Below are 18,103 nucleotides of genomic sequence, written 5' to 3' on the forward strand. Positions count from 1 at the left end.
CAATGTGAACAACTGTCGTCCGCTCCTGCCCCGCCCGTCCCGTTCGGCCCACCATCCCCGGCCGACCCGCCCGACCGCTGCGCAAGCTGGGTGAAGGATGTCGCCGATCTCAGGGAGCACCATGTCCAAGGCGTTCGCGTACCGGGCGTACGGAGGACCGGAGAACCAGGAGTTCCTGGAACGGCCCGTACCCTCCCCCGGACCGGGGCAGCTGCTGGTCCTCGTCCGCGCCGCCGGGGTCAACCCGGTGGACTGGAAGATCCGCAACGGCTGGCTCGGCACCGCGGGCCCGCTGCCCGGCGTCCTCGGCGTCGAGGCCTCCGGCGTCGTCCAGCAGACCGGCCCCGGCGTCGACGGCTTCGCCCCCGGCGAGGAGGTCTTCGGCACCGCCGTCGCCGGCGGCTACGCCGAACACACCCTGCTCGACGCCGCCGGCACCGCCCACAAGCCGCTCGGCGTCACCTTCGCCGAGGCCGCCGCCCTGCCGGTGGCCGCCGCCACCGCGTACGACGCCGTCGAACAGCTCGGCCTCGAAGCCGGCCGCACCCTGCTGGTGCTCGGCATCGCGGGCGGCGTCGGCAGCGCCGCCGCCCAGATCGCCCGCGCCCGCGGGCTGACCGTCGTCGGCACCGCCTCCGACCGCAACCGGGAGTACGTGGAGAGCCTCGGCGCCGTCCAGATCCGCTACGGCGAGGGCGTCGCCGACCGCGTCCGCGCCGCCGCCCCGGACGGCGTCGACGGGATCATCGACCTCATCGGCGGCGAGGACCTCCGCGAGGCCGCCCCCGTGCTCGCCGACCGCACCCGGCTCGTCTCCACCGTCGACGCCGGGACGGCCGCCGCCCTCGGCGGCGGCGCCGTGCACCGCGCCCCGGCCGGCGCCGCGCTCACCGCGCTCGCCGGACTGGTCACCGACGGCGCGCTCGACCCCCGGATCACCGCCAGCTACCCGCTCGACCGCGCCCCCGAGGCGCTCGCCGAGGTCGAGACCGGACACGCCCGCGGCAAACTCGTCCTGGTGATGGAGTGACATGAAGATCGACAGGCCCGCCATCGGAGCCCCCTGCTGGGTGGAGCTCGCCACCGTCGAACCGGACGCCTCCAAGGCGTTCTACCGCGAACTCTTCGCCTGGCGCACCGAGACCGACCTCCGGCCCGAGGCCGGCGGCTACACCGCGCTGATGCTGGGTGCCGAACCCGTCGCCGGACTCAGCCCGCTCCGCACCTCCGGGCAGCCCACCACCTGGACGGTCTCCTTCGCCGTACCCGACGCCGACGCCGCCGCGCAGGCCGTCCGCGCCGCAGGCGGCCGCATCCTCGCGGAACCGGCCGAGGTGCTCGACCTCGGCCGCTTCGCCGTGGCCGCCGACCCGGGCGGCGCCGCCTTCGCCCTCTGGCAGGCCCGCGCCTTCAACGGCACCACCCTCATCGACGAACCGGGCTCCCTCGGCTGGGTCGAACTCGCCACCCGCGAGACCGCCGCGGCGAAGGAGTTCTACCCCCGGGTCCTCGGCTGGAGCGTCACCGTCGGCGAGATGTACACCCAGTGGGGCCTGCCGGGACGCGACTTCGGCGGCATGACCGACATGGCCGACCAGTTCCCGGCCGACGCCGCGCCCTACTGGATGCCGTACTTCGCGGTCGCCGACGTCGACACCACCGTCGAACGCGCAGCCGTGCTCGGCGCCACCGTCGTGCTCCCGCCCACCGACGTGCCGGACGGGCCGCGGCTCGCCGTCCTGCGCGACCCGCAGGGCGCCGTCCTCGGCGTCCACGTCGCAGGGACCGTGGCCGAGCCCGCCGGCCGGCCCTAGCGGAGCGCTACGACCGGGACGCCGACGGCTCGGCGGCGGGCGCGGCCACCGGTGCCGGGTCCGCCCCGCGGCGGTGCCGGCGGAACACCACGGCCGCGCCGGCCAGGGTGACCGCCACCGAGCCGTACGGCACCCAGTCGCCGAGCCGGTCGTACCAGGTCAGAGCGGCCGGATCGGCCAGCGGCACCCGGACGGTCAGCGCCCCGGACGCGTCCGTGCCGAGCCGGGCCAGCCGGCGGCCCTGCCGGTCGTACGCCACGGACTCGCCGGTCAGCGCCGCCTGCACCACCGGGCGGCCCGTCTCGGCCGCCCGGATCGCCCCCAGCGAGGCGTGCTGCGCAGGCGCGAAGGTCGACTGGAAGGTCGACGTCGACGACTGGTAGACGAGCACCGGCGCCCCCGCCCGCGCCGCCGCCCGCGCCATGTCGGGGAACGCCGACTCGAAGCAGATCAGCGCACCCACCGGCAGCGGGCGGCCGTCCGCGGCGGTGGCGGGCAGCAGGTGGAACGCGCTGCCCGGCGCGCGGTTCTCCCCGGCGGCCTTGCTCACCCCGGAGATCCAGCCGAGCGCCGACCGGAACGGGATGTACTCGCCGAACGGCACCAGCCGGATCTTGCGGTAGCGGGCCGCGACGCCGTCCGGGGTGACGAGCACCGCGTCCTTGGAGATCCGGCCGTCGGCCTTGCGGGCGTCCTCGCCGACGATCAGCTGCGCCCCGGTCGTCGCGGAGAGCTTCCGCAGGCCCGCCAGCACCGCGGCGTCCGTGTCGAGGTCGGCCGTGGTGCTGCTCTCCGCCCACACCACGAGGTCCAGCTGCTGCCCCACCAGGCCCCGGGTGATCCGGGAGCTCGCGGCCAGCCGTGAGACCTCGTCAGGGGTCTGGCCGGGCTGCACCAGCGCCACCGTCGCACTGCCGCCGCCGGCCGGCGCGGGCAGCACCGCGAACAGCACCGGCCCCGCGGCCAGCACCGCCACGGCCGCCACCGCCGGCAGCGCCCGCACCCGGCCCGTGCACAGCAGCACGACCGCCGTGTTGCACGCCGCCACCGCCGCACTCACCAGCCACACCCCGCCCACCGAGGCCAGCGCCAGCACCGCCGGGTGCTCCCACTGGCTGGCGCCGAGCAGCGCCCACGGGCCGCCGAGCGCATGCCAGGACCGGACGAACTCGCAGCTCACCCAGACCGCGGGCAGCACCACCAGCGCCGTCGCCGCCGCCCGGACATCCGCCGGACGGTGCAGCAGCCGCCACACCGCGAACCCGAACACCCCCTGCACCGCACCGACCAGCACCGCCAGGACGAGCAGGGCCGGCCCGATCGACGGCGTCAGCCAGTACATCGCCGCCAGGATGAACCCGGCGCCGAACCACCAGCCCCGCACGGCCGCCTCGCGCCCGTCCGGGGACCGCTGCATCAGCAGCATGCCGGGCACCAGCGCCACCCACGCCAGCCGGTCCAGGCCCGCACCGGGGAAGGCCGCCACCGGCAGGGCGCCGGCGGCGAGCGAGGCGTAACGGGCGGGGCGGGCGAGGGCGGTGCGCAGGCTCATGCGGAGATTGTCCTCCCGGATCCGCGCGATCATGCGCCGACGTGCGGCGCGATCCGCGGCGCACAGAGGGACGGACGGCACCCGGCCCCGGCCGGGCGCCGCCCGCGGCGGTCAGACGTCGCCCTCCAGGTCGCCCTCGGTCTCCAGGAACGCCGCCCGCAGCTCCTCGACCAGACGCGGGTCCGGCTCGGCCCACAGCCCGCGGTCGGCCGCCTCCAGCAGCCGCTCGCTGATCCCGTGCAGCGCCCACGGGTTGGCCGCGCTCAGGAACTCCCGGTTGACCGGGTCGAGCACGTACTCCTCGGTGAGCTTCTCGTACATCCAGTCGGCCACCACCCCGGTGGTGGCGTCGTAGCCGAAGAGGTAGTCGACGGTCGCGGCCATCTCGAAGGCGCCCTTGTAGCCGTGCCGCCGCATCGCCTCCATCCAGCGCGGGTTCACCACGCGGGCGCGGAAGACCCGGGCGGCCTCCTCGGTCAGCGTCCGGGTGCGCACCGTCTCCGGGCGGGTCGAGTCGCCGATGTACGCCGCCGGGTTCTTCCCGGTCAGCGCCCGCACGGTGGCCACCATGCCGCCGTGGTACTGGAAGTAGTCGTCGGAGTCGGCGATGTCGTGCTCGCGGGTGTCGGTGTTCTTCGCGGCGACGGTGATCCGCCGGTACGCGGTCTCCATCTCCTCCCGCGCCGGCCGGCCGTCCAGCCCGCGGCCGTACGCGTAGCCGCCCCACACCGTGTACACCTCGGCGAGGTCGGCGTCGGTGCGCCAGTCCCGGCTGTCGATCAGCTGCAGCAGGCCCGCCCCGTACGTGCCCGGGCGGGAGCCGAACACCCGGACGGTCGCCCGGCGTTCGTCGCCGTGCTCGGCCAGGTCGGCCTGCACGTGCGCCCGGACGAAGTTGTCCTCGTCGGGCTCCTCCTGGCCGGCGGCCAGCCGCACGGCGTCGTCCAGCAGGGCGACCACGTGCGGGAAGGCGTCCCGGAAGAAGCCGGAGATCCGCAGCGTCACGTCGATCCGGGGACGGCCCAGCTCCGCCACGGGCACCGCCTCCAGGCCGGTGACCCGGCGCGAGGCGTCGTCCCACACCGGGCGCACGCCCAGCAGCGCGAACGCCTCGGCGATGTCGTCGCCCGCCGTGCGCATCGCGCTCGTGCCCCACAGCGAGAGGCCCACCGACGGCGGGTACGCGCCGTCGTTGTCGGCGCGGTAGCGCTCGACCAGCGACGCCGCGAGCGCCTGCCCGGTCTCCCACGCGAGCCGGCTCGGCACCGCCTTCGGGTCGACCGAGTAGAAGTTGCGGCCGGTCGGCAGCACGTTGACCAGCCCGCGCAGCGGCGAGCCGGACGGGCCGGCCGGCACGAAGCCGCCGTTCAGCGCGTGCAGCACCGCGTCCAGTTCGTCCGTGGTCGCCGACAGGCGCGGCACCACCTGGCGGGCCGCGAAGTCGAGGACGTCGCGGACGGCGCCGGGATGCCCGGCCGCGACCTTCTCCACCGCCTCCGGCGACCAGTCCTCCGCCTCCATCGCCTCGACCAGGGCGCGGGCCTGCGCCTCGGCGGCGTCGGTGGCGCCCAGCGTCGGCGCCGCCTCGTCCAGGCCGAGCGCCTCACGCAGACCCGGCAGGGCGCCGACCCCGCCCCAGATCTGCCGGGCACGCAGGATGGCGAGCACCAGGTTGACCCGGTCGGTGCCGGCCGGCGCCTGGCCCAGCACGTGCAGGCCGTCCCGGATCTGGGCGTCCTTCACCTCGCACAGCCAGCCGTCGACGTGCAGCAGGAAGTCGTCGAAGCCGTCGTCCCCGGGCCGCTCGTCGAGACCGAGGTCGTGGTCGAGGCGGGCCGCCTGGATGAGCGTCCAGATCTGGGCGCGGATCGCGGGCAGCTTCGCCGGGTCCATCGCGGCGATCGACGAGTACTCGTCGAGCAGCTGCTCCAGCCGCGCGATGTCGCCGTAGCTGTCGGCGCGGGCCATCGGCGGCACCAGGTGGTCGACCAGCGTGGCGTGGGCGCGGCGCTTGGCCTGGGTGCCCTCGCCCGGGTCGTTCACCAGGAACGGGTAGACCAGCGGCAGGTCGCCGATGACGGCGTCCGGCCCGCAGTCGGCCGACAGCGCCGCCGTCTTGCCCGGCAGCCACTCCAGGTTGCCGTGCTTGCCGAGGTGGACGACGGCGTGCGCGCCGAAGCCGCCGTCCTCCTGCGCCGCCGCGATCCAGCGGTACGCCGCCAGGTAGTGGTGGCTCGGCGGGAGGTCCGGGTCGTGGTAGATCGCCACCGGGTTCTCGCCGAAGCCGCGCGGCGGCTGGATCAGCACCAGCAGGTTGCCGGAGCGGATCGCGGCGAGCACGATGTCGCCGTCCGGGTTCTGCGAGCGGTCGACGTACAGCTCGCCGGGCGGCGGGCCCCAGTGCGCCTCGACGCCGGCCCGCAGGCCCTCCGGGAGACCGGCGTACCAGCGGCGGTAGTCGGCGGCGGGGATGCGGACGGGGTTGCGGGCGAGCTGCTCCTCCGTCAGCCAGTCCTGGTCGTAGCCGCCGGCCGCGATCAGCGCGTGGATCAGCGCGTCGCCCTCGTGGAGGGCGGGATCGGCGGAGTCGAGACCGGGCAGGTCGGTGCCGAGGTCCATGCCCTCCGCGCGCAGCCGGGCCAGCAGCCGCATCGCGCTCGCCGGGGTGTCCAGGCCGACGGCGTTGCCGACCCGGGCGTGCTTCGTCGGGTACGCGGACAGCACCAGCGCGAGCCGCCGCTCGGCCGCCGGGGTGTGCCGGAGCCGGGCGTGGGCCACGGCGATGCCGGCGACCCGGGCGGCCCGCTCGGGGTCGGCGCGGTAGACGGTGAGGCCGTCCTCGTCGAGCTCCTTGAAGGAGAACGGCACGGTGATCAGCCGGCCGTCGAACTCCGGCACGGCGATCTGGGTGGCGGTGTCGAGCGGGGAGAGGCCGTCGTCGCTCTCCTCCCACCGGCTGCGCGACCAGGTCAGGCACAGCGCCTGCAGGATCGGGCGGTCGAGGGCGGCGAGCGCGCCCGCGTCCCAGGCCGCCTCGTCGCCGCCGGCCTGCGCGTCGGCGGGGCGGGTGCCGCCCGCGGCGAGCACCGTGGTGACGATCGCGTCGGCCCGCGCCAGCTCGGCGAGCAGCTCCGGCTCGGCGCCGCGCAGCGAGGAGCAGTACAGCGGCAGCGCGCGGGCGCCCCGGTCCTCGATCGCCGAGCACAGCGTCTCGACGAAGGCGGTGTTGCCGCTCATGTGGTGGGCGCGGTAGTAGAGCACCGCGATCAGCGGGCCGTCCGTGGGCCGCGGTTCGCGCTCCAGCGGGCCCCAGTCGGGGGCGGAGGCGGGCGGGGCGAAGCCGTGGCCGGTGAGCAGCACGGTGTCCGAGAGGAACGCGCCGAGCTCGGCGAGGTTGGCCGGCCCGCCGTGCGCGAGGTAGGCGTGCGCCTCGGCGGCGATGCCCGCCGGCACGGTGGAGAGCTCCATCAGCTGGGCGTCGGGGGCCTGTTCGCCGGTCAGCACGATCACCGGGCGGGGGCCGGCCAGCAGGGCGTCCAGCCCATCCTCCCAGGCGCGCCGGCCGCCGAGCAGCCGCACCACGACCAGGTCGGTGCCGTCCACCAGCGCGGGCAGGTCGTCGGCGGTGAGCCTGGCGGGGTTACCGAGCCGGAAGGGCACCGGGCCCTGCGCGGCACGGGCGCTCAGCAGGTCGGTGTCGGAGGTCGACAGCAGCAGGATCATGCGGAGGGCCTCCCGGCCAGGTCGGTGTTCCGGGTCGCGAGTCGCGGGGTCGGCCGTGCCGGGGGAGCGGGCGGTGCGGGCTCGGCACGTCTGGGACGGACGGCGGGGCCGGGCAGGCGGCAGCGCACAGGTCGGACCTTCCTCGGGGTCCGCGCCCCTCGGTGTGCCCCCGGCCGGAGACCGGGAGAAGGCGGAGGACGGCGGGAGTTCCTGGCTCCACGGCAGGCTGAGCCGTGGTTACAGTGGCGGGACCGCACCGGATTTGCACCGGTTTCCTCCGCTTGCCGTCGCTGGCGTCGGGCCGTCCTCGCGGACCGCCCGGCAGCATCGTACGGGGTGCCGCGCGGCTGCGGGACAGGGCGCCGACTGTGATCTACGAGACGGGGGCGGCCCGTCGCACCCTCTGTATGCTCGCCGCCATGCCCGCCTCACCCGACGCCGCTGCGCGAGGCTCCGCCGTGCCCGGCCGGGGCCGCGCGGACGCCTGCCCCGGGGCTCTCCGTCTGCACACCGCCGACGACGGCGCCCTGGCCCGGGTGCGCCTGCCCGGCGGACTCCTGACGGCCCGTCAGCTCGTGGCGCTCGCCGACGCCGCCGAGCAGCTCGGCGACGGCGCGCCGGAGACCACCTCGCGCGGCAACGTCCAGCTGCGCGGCCTGCCTTCGGACTGCGGGGCCGAGCTCGCCCGGCGGCTGCGCGAGGCCGGACTGCTGCCCTCCGAGACGCACGAGCGGGTGCGCAACATCGTCGCCTCGCCGTACGCCGGGGTCGACGGCCGCGGCCACGCCGACGTGCAGGGCTGGGTGCGCGCGCTCGACGCGGAGCTGTGCGCGAGCGGCTGGGCGGCCGGACTGTCCGGCAAGTTCCTCTTCGCCCTGGACGACGGCCGCGGCGACGTCGCCGCGCTCGACGCCGATGTGACGTTGATCGCAGCGCCCGGCGGCACCGCGCTGCTCCGGCTCGGCCGGGCCGGCACCGTCCGCCCGGTCGGCGCGCCGGTGGCCGCCGCGCTCGCCGCCGCCCGCGACTTCCTGGCGGCCGCGGAGGGCCGGGCCTGGCACCTGCGGGAACTCCCCGACCTGCTGCCGCCCGGCACCGAACCGCTGCCCGCCCCCGCCGGCGGCCCGCCCGCGCTCGGCGCCCTGCCCGGCGGGATCGCCGTCGGCACCCGCTTCGGCCGGGCCGCCGCCGACCGGTGGCGGCTGCTGGCGGAGGTGTCCGCCGGTGAGATCCGGCTGACGCCGTGGCGCGGGGCCGTCCTGCCGGGCGTGCCCGCCGCCCGGCTCCCCGACCTGGCCGCCGCCGGGTTCCTGACCCGGCCCGGTACCGCCTGGGACCGCGCCACCGCCTGCACCGGCCTGCCCGGCTGCGCGAAGTCGCTCGCCGACGTCCGCACCGACGCCGCCCGCGCACTGGAGCACGGGCCCGGCGCGGCCCCGGCGGCGGCGCACCCCGACGCACCCTCCGGCGCGGCCCGCGCTCCGGAGCGCGCCGGCGGTGCGGCGCTGCCCGTGCACTGGTCGGGCTGCGAGCGGCGCTGCGGACACCCCGCCGGGCGATGGGTGGACGTGCTCGCGCTCGGGCAGGGCTACCGGGTGACGCCGGTCGGGACGCCGGCGCCTTCAGTGGATGTGACGACGGAAGAGATGGCCGAGGCGGTCGCCGAGGCCCGGAGGATCACGTGATCGAGTACGAGAAGGACGGCGCGGCCATCTACCGGCAGTCCTTTGCCACCATCCGGGCCGAGGCCGATCTGGCCGCCCTGCCCGAGGACGTCGCCCGGGTCGCGGTGCGGATGATCCACGCCTGCGGCATGACCGACCTGGTCGAGGACCTCGTGTACTCGCCCGGCGCGGTCGCCGCCGCCCGGGCGGCCCTGCTCGCCGGGGCGCCGATCCTCTGCGACGTCAACATGGTCGCCAGCGGGGTGACGCGCAAGCGCCTGCCCGCCGGCAACGAGGTCGTCTGCACCCTCACCGACCCGGCGGTGCCCGAGCTGGCCCGCCGGATGGGCACCACCCGCAGCGCCGCCGCCATGGAGCTGTGGCTGCCCCGGCTGGAGGGCGCGGTGGTGGCCGTCGGCAACGCCCCGACCTCGCTCTTCCGGCTGCTGGAGATGGTCGAGGCGGGCGCACCCCGCCCGGCCGCGGTGATCGGCGTGCCCGTCGGCTTCATCGGCGCCGCCGAGTCCAAGCAGGCCCTGGCCGAGCACCCCGCCGCCCTGGAGCACCTGGTGGTGCGCGGCCGCCGCGGCGGCAGCGCGATGGCCGCCGCCGCCGTCAACGCGATTGCGAGTGAAGAAGAGTGACGGGCCGTCTGTACGGCGTCGGGCTCGGCCCCGGCGACCCCTCCCTGCTGACCGTCCGTGCCGCCGAACTCATCGGCAAGGCCGACGTGGTGGCGTACCACAGTGCCCGGCACGGGCGATCCATCGCCCGCTCGATCGCCGACCGCTACCTGACGGGCGGGCAGATCGAGGAGAAGCTGGTCTACCCGATCACGGTCGAGACCACCGACCACCCCGGCGGCTACCGCGGCGCGCTCGACGACTTCTACGAGGAGGCCTCCGCCCGGCTCGCCGCCCACCTGGACGCCGGCCGCGACGTCGTCGTCCTCGCCGAGGGCGACCCGCTGTTCTACGGCTCCTACCAGCACATGCACAAGCGCCTCGCGCACCGGTACCCGACCGAGGTGGTGCCCGGCGTGACCTCGGTCAGCGCCGCCGCCGCCCGGCTCGGCACGGCACTGGTGGAGGCCGAGGAGACCCTGACGATCATCCCCGGCACGCTGCCCGAGGAGGAGCTGACCGCCCGGCTCGCCTCCGCGGACTCCGCCGTGATCATGAAGCTCGGCCGGACCTTCCCCGCCGTCCGCCGCGCCCTGGAACGGGCCGGCCGCCTCGCCGACGCGCAGTACGTCGAGCGGGCCTTCATGGACGGCGAGCGCACCCTGCCCCTCGCCGAGGTCGACGCCGACTCGGTGCCGTACTTCTCCGTCGCCGTCCTGCCCAGCAAGGTGGCACCGCTGGACGCCGCCGAGCCCGCACCGGACGGCCCCGGCGAGGTCGTCGTCGTCGGCACCGGCCCCGCCGGGCCGCTCTGGCTGACCCCGGAGGCCCGCGGCGCCCTCGCCGCCGCCACCGACCTGGTCGGCTACACCACCTACCTTGACCGGGTGCCCGTGCGGCCCGGCCAGCTGCGCCACGGCTCCGACAACAAGGTCGAGGCCGAGCGCGCCGAGTTCGCCCTCGACCTGGCCCGCCGCGGACGCCGGGTGGCCGTCGTCTCCTCCGGCGACCCGGGCGTCTTCGCGATGGCCACCGCCGTGCTGGAGGCCGCCGGCGCCGACCCGTACCGCTCGGTGCCGGTGCGGGTGCTGCCCGGCATGACCGCCGCGCACGCCGCCGCCTCCCGGGCGGGCGCCCCGCTCGGCCACGACTACGCCGTGGTCTCGCTCTCCGACCGGCTCAAGCCGTGGACGGTCATCGCCGAACGGCTGCGCGCCGCCGCCGCGGCCGACCTGGTGCTGGCGCTCTACAACCCCGGCTCGAAGTCCCGCACCACCCAGGTCGGCCTGGCCCGCGACCTGATGCTGGAGTACCGCGCCGCCGACACCCCCGTGGTGATGGCCCGCGACGTCGGCGGCCCCACCGAGCGGGTGCGCACCGTGCGCCTGGCCGACCTCGACCCGGCCCAGGTCGACATGCGCACCCTGCTCCTGATCGGCTCCTCGCAGACCCGCCTCGTGCAGCGCGACAACGGCACCGAGGTGGTCTGGACACCGCGCCGCTACCCGGAGGACTGAGCCCCCGGCGGCCGGGTGCCGGACGGGTGCCGGGCGGTCGTCAGGCGTCCTCCCGGGGCCACAGCTCCGGGGAGTGCCCCGCGACGCGGTCGCCGATCAGGCGCAGCGCCTCCGCGGCGGGCAGCGGGCCGGGCCGGCGGCCGTCGCGCAGCCGCAGCGCCACCCGGCCGTCGGCGGCCTCCGCCGCGCCGATCACCGCCTGGTACGGCACCAGCCGCCCGGCCCGGACCCGCGCGCCGAGGGTGCCGGCGTCCGGGCCGGCGAGCTCCGCCCGCAGGCCGCGGGCGACCGCCTCCCGCACCAGGGCCCCGGCCTGCGCCCGTTGCTCCTCGGCGACCGGCAGGACGAGCAGCTGCACCGGCGCCAGCCAGGCGGGGAACGCCCCCTGGTGCACCTCGACGAGATGGGCGACGGCCCGCTCCACGCTGCCGATCACCGCGCGGTGCACCATCACCGGGCGGTGCCGGGCGCCGTCCGGGCCGGTGTAGCCGAGGTCGAACCGGGCCGGCTGGTGGAAGTCGACCTGCACGGTCGAGAGGGTCGACTCGCGCCCCGCCCGGTCGGAGACCTGCACGTCGATCTTCGGCCCGTAGAAGGCGGCCTCGCCGCCCGCCTCCTCGTAGGCGATGCCCGCCGCGTCCAGTGCCTCGACGAGCACGGCGTTCGCCCGCCGCCACAGGGCCGGGTCCGCGACGTACTTGCCGCCCCCGGCGGGCAGCGACAGCCGGTGGCGGGCGGCGGTGATGCCGAGTGCCCCGTACGCCTGCCGGATCAGTGCCAGGGCCGCCAGCACCTCGTCGGCCACCTGGTCGGGACGGCAGAACACGTGGGCGTCGTTGAGCTGCATCGCCCGGACACGGGTCAGCCCGCCGAGCACCCCGGACAGCTCGGAGCGGAACATGCCGCCGAGCTCCGCCATGCGCAGCGGCAGTTCGCGGTGGCTGCGCGGGCGGGAGCGGAAGAGCACCGCGTGGTGCGGGCAGAGGCTGGGGCGCAGCACCATCTCCTCGCCGCCGACCTCCATCGGCGGGAACATGTCGTCGCGGTAGTGCGCCCAGTGCCCCGACATCTCGTACAGCTCGCGCTTGCCGAGCACGGGCGAGTACACGTGCCGGTAGCCGGCCTGCCGTTCCAGCTCGCGGACGTACTCCTCCAGGGCGTGCCGGACGGCCGCGCCGTCGGGCAGCCAGAAGGGCAGGCCGGCGCCGATGAGCGGGTCGGTGTCGAAGAGGTCCAGGGCGCGGCCCAGGCGGCGGTGGTCGTGCACGTCGGTCTCCCTCACGGTGGCGGGGCGGGCGACCGGAGGGACGGCGAAGCCCCGGGGCACTCGCCCCGGGGCTTCGTCGGACAGCAGGTGTCAGCGCGCCGGGACGTGGTCCGGCGTCGTCGTGGCTGCTGCACCGACAGGCTTCATGCGGGCAGGCTAGTCCGCCGTGCGGGCCGGCCGCACCCGGATTTCCGCCGTGCGGTGCGCCGCCCGCCGCGCGGCCCGGTCAGGCGGCCTTCGGCAGCGGGAAGGCGGAGCGCATGATCGCGTCGAAGGCGGCGTCCGGCAGCAGCCGCTTGGCGATCATCGTGCCGCGGGCCATCGCCCCGATCGCGTAGCGGGCCCGCGGGCGGCGCACGGTCGCGGCGCGGACGACGACCCTGGTGGCGGTCTCCGCGGTCACGGCTCCGTTGCGGCGGGTGAAGGCGCGGGTGGCGTAGAGCTCCGCGAGTTCCGTGGTGAAGCTGCCGTACGGGCCGCCGTGGTGGGCGCCGCCGGGCATGGTGCCGACCGCGGTGCCGCCGAACTCCGTCATCGTGGGCCCGGGCTGGACGACCACGACCTCCACGCCGAAGGGGGCGACCTCCAGCCGCAGCGAGTCGCTGATCGCCTCCACCGCGTGCTTCGTCGCGTGGTAGAAGGCGCCGCCGGGCGGGGAGAAGCGCCCGCCCATGGAGGAGATGTTGACGATCCGTCCGTGGCCGGCGCGGCGCATGCCGGGCAGCACGAGCTGCGCCATCCGCACGAGCCCGAAGACGTTGGTGTCGAACTGCGCGCGGACCTCCTCGGGCGAGGCCAGCTCGACCGGCCGGTGCAGCCCGTACGCGGCGTTGTTGACCAGCACGTCGACCTGGCCGTGGGCCTCCTCGACGGCGGCCACGGCCGCGGCCATCGACGCCTCGTCGGTGACGTCGAGGGGGAGCGTCGCGATGCCGAGGTCGGAGAGGCCGGCGAGCGTCCCGGGGCGGCGCGCGGTGGCGTGGACGCGGTGGCCGAGTCTGTGCAGGGCGAGGGCGGCCTGCCGGCCGAGGCCGGTGGAGCAGCCGGTGATCAGGACGGTCCGGGGGGTGCTCATGGGTTCCTGCCTTCGTGGGCGGGCGGAGGGGTCGGGGCGGCGGCGGGCTCTCCCGGCCGGTGGAGGAGGCTCCAGACGGCCTCCTCCGCGCGGGCGAGGGACTCGGCCGGGAGCGCGCCGAGGCCGGCGGGCCGGTGCAGTTTCACCAGCCCGGTGAAGGCGCCGAGGGCGAGCGAGACGAGCTCGGCGGCGTCGCCGTCGCGGATCTCGCCGGCCTGCTGGCCGCGCTGCACGAAGTCGGCGGAGAGCTGGTCGACCTCGGCGGTCAGGGCCCGGCTGCCGGGGGCGAGGAAGGTGTCGTGCTGCTGGTTCTCCAGGAACACGAACGCCTCCGGGCGGGCGGTCGCGTAGCGGGTGAAGCCGTGCCAGTACCGGGCGAACTCCTCGCGCGTGGACCGGGCGGGCCCGCCCTCGGCCATCGCCGCGGCGAGCTCGTCGAGCAGGGCGCGCTTGGCGTCCTGGAAGGCCGCGTTGCCGAGCGCCTCCTTGCTCGGGAAGTACCGGTAGATGCTGCCGACGCCGACGCCGGCGCGCTGGGCGACGGCGGGCATCTGGGTGCCTTCGTAGGTGCGCTCGGCGAAGAGCGCGACGGCGGCGTCGAGGAGCTGCCGGGGGAGGTCCGGCCTGCGCGTGGTCACGGAATGAATATTCATTCCGCAGTGGGGGGCTGTCAAGCCCCGCAGGTCCGCACCGGAGGGTCCGCACCGGAGGGGCCGGACCGGTCAGCGGCGGGCCGACAGCCAGGCCAGCGCGCCCGGGACGTCCTCGGCGACGGGGACGCCCACCGGCGTCGCGGGGCGGCGCACCACGACCACCGGCAGGCCGAGCTCGCGGGCGGCGGCCAGCTTCGGGGCGGTGGCGGTCCCGCCGCTGTCCTTGGTCACCAGCACCTCGATCAGGTGGTCGCGCATGATCGCCAGCTCGCCGTCGAGGGTGAACGGCCCGCGGTCGAGCAGCACCTCGGTGCGGGGCGGGCGCGGCGGCTCGGGGGCGTCCACCGAGCGGGCCAGGAAGTACGTCGTCCTGAGGTGCGCGAAGGCGGACAGCCCCTGGCGGCCGGTGGTGAGGAAGACCCGGCGGCCGAGGCCGGGCAGGGCGTCCGCGGCCTCGGCGAGGCAGGCCACCGGGTGCCAGTCGTCGCCGTCGACCCGCCCCCAGCCGGGCCGCCGCAGGACGAGCAGGGGAACATGGGTGTCGGCGGCCGCGAGGGCCGCGTTCCGGCTGATCCGCTCGGCGAAGGGATGGGTGGCGTCGATGACCGCGTCCACACGGTGCTCGCGCAGCCATTCGGCGAGCCCGGCCGGGCCGCCGAAGCCGCCGATCCGCACCGCGCCCTCGGGCAGCCGCGGCTCGGCGACCCGGCCCGCGAGCGAACTGGTGACCTCCAGTGCCGGGTCGGCGGTCAGATCGGCGGCCAGGCGGCGGGCCTCGGTGGTGCCGCCGAGGATCAGGACGTGCATCGGGACTCCAGGAGGCGGACGTGACTGAGGCGGGCGGCCGGGCGGCGCAGCTGAAGAGTAGCGGCCTGCGGCACGGCTGGACGACGGGTGCGTGCGCGACCGCCGCCGCCACCGCGGCGTACACGGCGCTGCTGACCGGGGAGTTCCCCGATCCGGTGGTGATCACTCTGCCGAAGGGCCAGCAGCCGGCGTTCGCCCTGGCCGTCGAGGAGCTCGGCGGGGGCCGGGCGACGGCGGGCGTGGTGAAGGACGCGGGCGACGACCCGGACGTCACCCACGGCGCGCTGGTCCGTGCGACGGTCTCGGCGGCCGAGCCGGGTACGGGCGTGGTGTTCCGGGCGGGCCCGGGCGTGGGCACGGTCACCAAGGCGGGCCTGCCGCTGCCGGTCGGCGAGCCGGCGATCAACCCGGTGCCGCGGCAGATGATCCGGGACGCGGTGGCGGGGGTCGCCGCCGCGCACGGCGGCACCGGCGACGTCGTCGTGGAGGTGTCCGTCGACCACGGCGAGGAGATCGCCCGCTCGACGTGGAACCCGCGCCTCGGCATCCTCGGCGGCCTGTCGATCCTCGGCACGACGGGCATCGTGGTGCCGTACTCCTGTTCGGCCTGGATCGACTCCATCCGGCGCGGGATCGACGTCGCCCGCGCGGCGGGGCGCACCCACGTGGCGGGGTGCACCGGCTCGACGTCCGAGAAGGTCGCGGTGGCGGTGCACGGGCTGCCGGAGGACGCCCTGCTCGACATGGGCGACTTCGCGGGGGCGGTGCTGAAGTACCTGAAGCGGCACCCGGTGCCGCGTCTGACCGTCGCCGGGGGTTTCGCGAAGCTCTCCAAGCTGGCGGCGGGCCACCTCGACCTGCACTCGGCCCGGTCGCAGGTCGACAAGGGCCATCTGGCGGGGCTGGCCCGGCAGGGCGGGGCGTCGCCGGAGCTCGCCGACCGGGTCGTGGCGGCGAACACCGGCCTGGAGGCCGTGCAGCTGTGCGCCGCCGCGGGCGTGCCGCTCGGCGACCTGGTGGCGGAGGGCGCCCGGGCCACCGCCCTCGGCGTGCTGACCGGCTCGCCGGTGGCGGTGGACGTGATCTGCATCGACCGCGCGGGCGCGATCGTGGGCCGGGCGGCGCCGGCCGGGCCGGGCGTCAGCCGATGACGGCCTGCGCGTCGATCTCCACCAGCATCGGCTCCTGGGGGAGCTCGACGAAGACGGTGGTGCGGCAGGGCTTCACGCCGCCGGCCGGGACGTTCTCCTCGATGAACGCGGCGTAGACCTCGTTCATCAGCGGGAAGTGCGCGCGCTCCGTCAGGTAGACGCGGAACATCACCACGTCCTCGATCGTGGCCCCGCCCGCCTCGACGATCGCCTTGACGTTCTCCAGGGTGCGCCGGGTCTGCGCCCGGACGTCGCCGTGGTGGAGGTACTCGCCCGTCGCCGGGTCCTGCGGGCCCTGGCCGGAGACCTGCAGGATCGGGCCCTTGCGCACGCCCTGGGAGAACGTCCAGGCGGGGGCGGGGGCGCCGTCCGTGCGGATCTCGGTCTTGCCGTTCATGGGGTTCGCTCCTTCTGTGCGCCCGACGGGTCGTCAGGCATCCGTGGCGCCCGCGTCGGCGGAGACCGCCCGGGCGGTGGCGAGCAGCTGCGGCAGCAGCTCCAGCACCTGCTCGTAGGGCAGCACGACGTCGGGCACCGAGACGGAGGCCGCCGCCACCACCCGGCCGGTGGCGTCCCGTACGGGTGCGGCGACGCAGTTGATGAACGTCTCGTGCTCGGCGTGGTCCTGCGCCCAGCCCTGGGCGGCGACCTGCTCCAGCTCGGCGAGCAGGGCCTTCGGGCCGGTGAGGGTGTGCGCGGTGTGCGGGGTGTAGGTGATGCCGGCGGCGACCCGTCGGCGTTCGGCGGGCGGCAGGTCGGCGAGCAGCACCTTGGCCACGGCGGTGCAGTGCAGGGAGGCCCGCAGCCCGACCCGGGAGTACATCCGCACCGGCTGCCGGGAGTCGTACTTGTCGATGTAGACGACCTCGCCGCCCTCGTACGCGGCGAGGTGCACCGTCTGCCCGGTCGCGGCGTTGAGCGCGGCGAGGTGCGGTGCGGCGGTGCGGCGGATGCCGCGCTGCTCCAGGGCGAGGCCGGCGAGGGCGAAGAGCCCGGCGCCGAGGTGGTAGCGGTAGGCCGCGTCGCGGTGCACGAACCGCTCCTCCTCCAGGCTCTGCAGCAGCCGCAGCACCGTGGTCTTGTGCACGCCGAGCACCTCGGCCAGCTGGTCGAGGGAGCGTTCGCCCTCGCCGAGTTCGGCGAGCAGGCGCAGTGCGCGGGAGACGGTCTGGCTCATGGCGTTCCTGGTGCTCCGAGGGGTGCGGCGGGCCGGGTCGGTACGGGTGACACGATGCCATCCGCGGTGACCCGGGTCGCGGCCCACTCCTCCTCCGACGCGTCGAGCAGCGCCGCCACGGCCTGCGGGGGGTGCGGCCGGGCGCGGTCGCCGCGGGCGGTGAGCGCGCCCGCGGCGGTGAGGTGGCCGAGGCGCAGCCGGCGGCGCTGGTCGAGGCCGCGCAGCAGGCCGGCGAGGTAGCCGGCGGCGAAGGCGTCGCCGGCGCCGGTCGGTTCGACGACGTCGACGGCCAGGGCGGGTTCGGTGGTGGCGCCGTCGCGGGTGAGGGCGGTCGCCCGGTGCCCGGAGTCCTTGACGACGACGGTGGCGGGGTGGGGGAACATCGCGCGCAGTGCGTGCGGGTCGCCGGTGCCGAGGGCGTCCTCGGCCTCGTCCGCGCCGAGCAGCAGCACGTCGGCGGCGTCGAGCAGGGCGGGCAGGACGCCGGGGTCGCGGTGGCGCCACAGGCCGGGCCGCCAGTTGAGGTCGAAGCTGACGGTCCGTCCGGGGCGGCGGTCGGCGAGCAGGGCGCGGACGAGTGCCAGGCAGCCGTCGGAGAGGGCGGGGGTGATGCCGGTGAGGTGCAGCAGCCGGGTGCCGTCGAGCAGCCGGGCGGCGGCGGGGTCGGCGAGCAGGGCGGGGGAGAGGGCGGAGGCCGCGGAGCCCGTCCGGTAGTAGTGCAGGCGGCTGCGGCCGGGGCCGAGGTCGTACGGCAGGGCGGAGCCGCCGGTCTCCTTCACGTAGAGGCCGGTGGGCCGGTGCGGGTCGACGGCGACGGCGGAGACGTCCACGCCGCGGGCGGCGAGGTCGTCGGTGATCCGGCGGCCGAAGCCGTCGTCGCCGACGCGGCCGATCCAGGCGGCGGGCACGCCGAGGGCGGCGAGGCCGCACGCGGTGTTGGACTCCGCCCCGCCGACCGAGGCGTGGAAGCCGCCGGCGGCCTCCAGCGGGCCGGGCCGGTCGGGCAGCAGCACCGCCATCGACTCGCCGAGGCAGACCGCCTGCGGGCCGGGCCGTTGCTCCGCCATGCGCCGCACCTTC

General features: G+C 76.4%; 15 protein-coding genes and 1 riboswitch. Of the genes, 6 read left to right on the forward strand and 9 right to left on the reverse strand.

Annotated elements, in window-relative coordinates:
* The first annotated feature begins 121 nt into the window (after window positions 1-121).
* Both SNE206_RS00335 and SNE206_RS00340 read left to right on the forward strand, forming a co-directional pair.
* Window positions 122-1,030 (forward strand): NADP-dependent oxidoreductase, encoded by a 909-nt coding sequence (locus tag SNE206_RS00335; protein ID WP_407911261.1) that lies wholly within the window; start codon window positions 122-124, stop codon window positions 1,028-1,030.
* A gap of 1 nt (window position 1,031) precedes the next feature.
* Window positions 1,032-1,814 (forward strand): VOC family protein, encoded by a 783-nt coding sequence (locus SNE206_RS00340; protein ID WP_407911262.1) that lies wholly within the window; start codon window positions 1,032-1,034, stop codon window positions 1,812-1,814.
* A 7-nt stretch (window positions 1,815-1,821) separates the two neighbouring features.
* Here the strand turns inward: SNE206_RS00340 and lnt are convergent, their stop codons facing one another.
* Window positions 1,822-3,366, reverse strand: a complete 1,545-nt coding sequence (gene lnt, locus SNE206_RS00345; protein WP_407911263.1) for an apolipoprotein N-acyltransferase — start codon at window positions 3,364-3,366, stop codon at window positions 1,822-1,824.
* 111 nt (window positions 3,367-3,477) lie between these two features.
* Window positions 3,478-7,089, reverse strand: a complete 3,612-nt coding sequence (gene cobN, locus SNE206_RS00350; RefSeq protein WP_407911264.1) for a cobaltochelatase subunit CobN — start codon at window positions 7,087-7,089, stop codon at window positions 3,478-3,480.
* Window positions 7,090-7,270: 181 nt separating this feature from the next.
* Window positions 7,271-7,410: riboswitch (cobalamin riboswitch) on the reverse strand.
* A gap of 86 nt (window positions 7,411-7,496) precedes the next feature.
* Between cobN and SNE206_RS00355 the strand changes: the two genes are divergently transcribed.
* From SNE206_RS00355 to SNE206_RS00365, 3 genes are read left to right on the forward strand one after another with little or no spacing between them, the layout of a single operon-like run.
* Complete coding sequence (locus SNE206_RS00355; protein WP_407911312.1) at window positions 7,497-8,774, forward strand: hypothetical protein; 1,278 nt, start codon at window positions 7,497-7,499, stop codon at window positions 8,772-8,774.
* Window positions 8,771-9,397 carry a precorrin-8X methylmutase gene (locus tag SNE206_RS00360; RefSeq protein ID WP_405010587.1) on the forward strand — a complete coding sequence of 209 codons (627 nt, stop codon included), beginning with the start codon at window positions 8,771-8,773 and terminating at the stop codon, window positions 9,395-9,397. The genes SNE206_RS00355 and SNE206_RS00360 overlap by 4 nt, the downstream gene beginning before the upstream one ends.
* A complete protein-coding gene (locus SNE206_RS00365; RefSeq protein WP_407911265.1) occupies window positions 9,394-10,893 on the forward strand; it encodes a precorrin-2 C(20)-methyltransferase in 1,500 nt (499 codons plus the stop codon). Before SNE206_RS00360 ends, SNE206_RS00365 begins: the two co-directional genes overlap by 4 nt.
* Window positions 10,894-10,933: 40 nt before the next feature.
* Here the strand turns inward: SNE206_RS00365 and thrS are convergent, their stop codons facing one another.
* From thrS to SNE206_RS00385, 4 genes are all read right to left on the reverse strand, one after another.
* Window positions 10,934-12,160 (reverse strand): threonine--tRNA ligase, encoded by a 1,227-nt coding sequence (gene thrS / locus SNE206_RS00370; RefSeq protein WP_407911266.1) that lies wholly within the window; start codon window positions 12,158-12,160, stop codon window positions 10,934-10,936.
* Between the two features lie 226 nt (window positions 12,161-12,386).
* Window positions 12,387-13,235, reverse strand: coding sequence for an SDR family NAD(P)-dependent oxidoreductase (locus SNE206_RS00375; RefSeq protein WP_407911267.1), 849 nt, complete (start codon window positions 13,233-13,235; stop codon window positions 12,387-12,389).
* On the reverse strand, window positions 13,232-13,873 hold the full coding sequence (locus SNE206_RS00380) for a TetR/AcrR family transcriptional regulator (RefSeq protein WP_407911268.1): 642 nt from the start codon (window positions 13,871-13,873) through the stop codon (window positions 13,232-13,234). The genes SNE206_RS00375 and SNE206_RS00380 overlap by 4 nt, the downstream gene beginning before the upstream one ends.
* An 84-nt stretch (window positions 13,874-13,957) precedes the next feature.
* Window positions 13,958-14,695 carry a cobalt-precorrin-6A reductase gene (locus tag SNE206_RS00385; RefSeq protein ID WP_407911269.1) on the reverse strand — a complete coding sequence of 246 codons (738 nt, stop codon included), beginning with the start codon at window positions 14,693-14,695 and terminating at the stop codon, window positions 13,958-13,960.
* Window positions 14,696-14,715: 20 nt separating this feature from the next.
* Here SNE206_RS00385 and SNE206_RS00390 point away from each other — a divergent pair, with 20 nt between their 5' ends.
* Window positions 14,716-15,846, forward strand: coding sequence for a cobalt-precorrin-5B (C(1))-methyltransferase (locus SNE206_RS00390; RefSeq protein WP_407911270.1), 1,131 nt, complete (start codon window positions 14,716-14,718; stop codon window positions 15,844-15,846).
* Here SNE206_RS00390 and SNE206_RS00395 read toward each other — a convergent pair.
* Genes SNE206_RS00395 through SNE206_RS00405 form a run of 3 tightly spaced genes read right to left on the reverse strand, consistent with a single transcriptional unit; the run spans window position 15,836 to window position 18,090 of the window.
* Window positions 15,836-16,243, reverse strand: a complete 408-nt coding sequence (locus SNE206_RS00395; protein ID WP_405010579.1) for a RidA family protein — start codon at window positions 16,241-16,243, stop codon at window positions 15,836-15,838. The genes SNE206_RS00390 and SNE206_RS00395 overlap by 11 nt on opposite strands.
* A gap of 33 nt (window positions 16,244-16,276) precedes the next feature.
* Entirely contained in the window at window positions 16,277-17,023 is a 747-nt protein-coding gene (locus SNE206_RS00400) for an IclR family transcriptional regulator (protein ID WP_407911271.1), read from the reverse strand.
* A complete protein-coding gene (locus tag SNE206_RS00405) occupies window positions 17,020-18,090 on the reverse strand; it encodes a sugar kinase (RefSeq protein WP_407911272.1) in 1,071 nt (356 codons plus the stop codon). Before SNE206_RS00405 ends, SNE206_RS00400 begins: the two co-directional genes overlap by 4 nt.
* Window positions 18,091-18,103 lie beyond the last annotated feature (13 nt).

The organism is Kitasatospora sp. NE20-6, assembly GCF_045862635.1.